General features: G+C 26.1%; 2 protein-coding genes. Both read right to left on the bottom strand.

The features are described from left to right. Positions 1-251 precede the first annotated feature (251 nt). Positions 252-869, bottom strand: coding sequence for a DUF4276 family protein (locus Z053_RS0127290; RefSeq protein ID WP_025668142.1), 618 nt, complete (start codon positions 867-869; stop codon positions 252-254). Between the two features lie 7 nt (positions 870-876). Next, on the bottom strand, positions 877-2124 hold the full coding sequence (locus tag Z053_RS0127285) for an AAA family ATPase (RefSeq protein ID WP_025668141.1): 1248 nt from the start codon (positions 2122-2124) through the stop codon (positions 877-879). Positions 2125-2262: the final 138 nt, after the last annotated feature.

The following is a 2262-nucleotide window of genomic DNA, read 5'->3' as shown; positions in this document are numbered from 1 at the left end:
GCGCAGTCGCTATATTTTAGACGGCATAAAATTGAAAGTCTAGTAGACTTTTGATTTTGTGAGCGAGCTGGCGTGTTGGCGATTTGTATCGTTTTGTTTAATCTAATTGACTACCATTATCCAGCCACATCATCTCGCAGCTATAATAATTCCTCCACTGGAGCAATCATTATATCTCGTGTTTTGACCAAAGTTTTCTGAGGCCGGTTTTAAACTTTTAGGTCCTATTTTACATAATGTATTGTTATTAATTAATATAGCGATCTCATAATAGTTACTGCATTCTGTAGCTCTTGAACATTATTATAAATAATTTCTAAATCCAAGGATTCAATAAAATTCCTAACTCTTTTTCCCTTTTGATAATGTTTACCAAACCTATGAAATAATGTAGATAAAGTTTTATTATTAACTGCCTCACAATTTGGATATGCTTTAAGATTTCTTTGTGAATTAGGTACTCTTAAAAAGCTATAAATATTTTTTAAATCATAGAAAAGCCAGCTTTCTAAATCCTGTGTTGCAACAATTTCATTAATTGATATTATTCGAGACTTCTTGTCACCAACTGAAAAATTTTTATTTAATTCTTTAATATTTAAAAGTGTATCCGTATTTCTATCACCTTCTCTATCATAGGCGACAAATACGTGAATTTGATTACAATCTGAGAACTTTGAATTCGCCAAATATGATTTTATCTTACTTTCAACTTTGTTATTTATATCATATACACCATTAAGATTCCCAAAATTTGTTCTTATTTTTCTTCTTTCAATATACTTGTTAAGAAACAAGTTATAAAACTCTTTTTCGGTTTCTCCTTCGTATAAAAAAAGAATAGAGTTTTGATTTTTAGTAATACTCATATTCTATTTATTCAAATTCTTCTTCTTCAAGATTTCCAAAAAACAATTCATCACTAAAATTAATTTGACCTTGTTTCAGTCGCTTTTTCAATTCTTTCCTATTAGATATATTATATAAAGTACTTTTACCTTCTTCATCCACACTACCAATAATAATATTTTCCGTTTTAGTTTTGTTTAATATGGCAATAGAATGAGAAGTCAAAACGAACTGCTTATTTTCTGAAAAGCTTTTAATAAATGAAAATAAATCAATTAAAGCCTTTGGGTGTGTTGAATTCTCAGGTTCTTCAATAAAAAATAAATCATTTTTGCTAGACAAAACTTTTGTGATCAAGGCAATAATAAGAATGGTTCCATCTGAAAAATTTCTTAAACCTTTTCTAGTATTGAAATGATAAAAACTTAGAAATTTATGTTTTTTTCTTTTAGTTTTATCATCGTCTTCGAAAGATGGTAATTCATCAACCTCAATTTTATGAATATCTAAAATATCATATAGAGCTTCTTTAAATATATCCCAGCTATTAGTAGTTTGTAATTTAATTATTTCTTCTTCTAATTCAAATGAAACTACTCTTCCATTATAAAAATTAAGCCTATCATTATTATCTGCTTTCAGTAATTCTAAATTTGAAAAATAGAAAATAGGTGTTTTCACTATTGAGTTCAAACTATTAACAGCATCTAAATATGAGGAATCATTATCTATTCCTAAAACTAATTTTAAGACTCTTATAACACTAAAATAATTAGGGACATCTTCAAACAATGAAGTTTTTGATAATTTAGAACCGAATACCACTTTATTACCATTTCTCTTAAAAATAGATTCTGCCTTACCTGGTTTATTTATCTCTTTAGCATCTAAAGATTCATTTTTGATTTTATAACTGATATCAAACAAATCTTCTTTGCCTTCGATTTCCAAAATATAATTAAATATTCTATTAGTATCTGTATTAATAAATCTAAAAGAAAAGGAAATATCAAAATCTTTTGGCTCATTACTAAATAAATCTGAGATAGGTACTATTTCATCGAAATGAGTTTTATAAAAACCATTATTAAAGTATTTTTCTAAATCATCAGTAGAAGCAGTATTAATAATAAAGTTAATAAATGAGATTGATTGTATGAAATTTGATTTTCCAGCATTATTAGGTCCAATAATAACATTAATATTGTTAAAGGATAAATCTGCTTCTCTAATATTCTTATAACCAGTTAATTTGTATTTTTCTAGTTTTATCATTTAAGCTAAAAAATAGGTTAATTACTGTAATTTTTGATAAATATAAGTCATTTTTCACCTAATTAAACCTAAAAATAGCTTAATTATTGTTTTGTTAACTTAAAATGAACTGCAATATACCATTCCACACACATTCCC

Source organism: Aquimarina megaterium XH134 (assembly GCF_000520975.1).
GTDB lineage: Bacteria > Bacteroidota > Bacteroidia > Flavobacteriales > Flavobacteriaceae > Aquimarina > Aquimarina megaterium.
Note: the sequence above shows the minus strand (reverse complement) of the source record. Positions and strands in the feature narration are given on the sequence as shown.

What these genes read in the sequence shown, in the direction of transcription:
- Z053_RS0127290 (WP_025668142.1), bottom strand. Translation starts at nt 869, where the DNA reads ATGAGTATTACTAAAAATCAAAACTCTATTCTTTTTTTATACGAAGGA.
- Z053_RS0127285 (WP_025668141.1), bottom strand. Translation starts at nt 2,124, where the DNA reads ATGATAAAACTAGAAAAATACAAATTAACTGGTTATAAGAATATTAGA.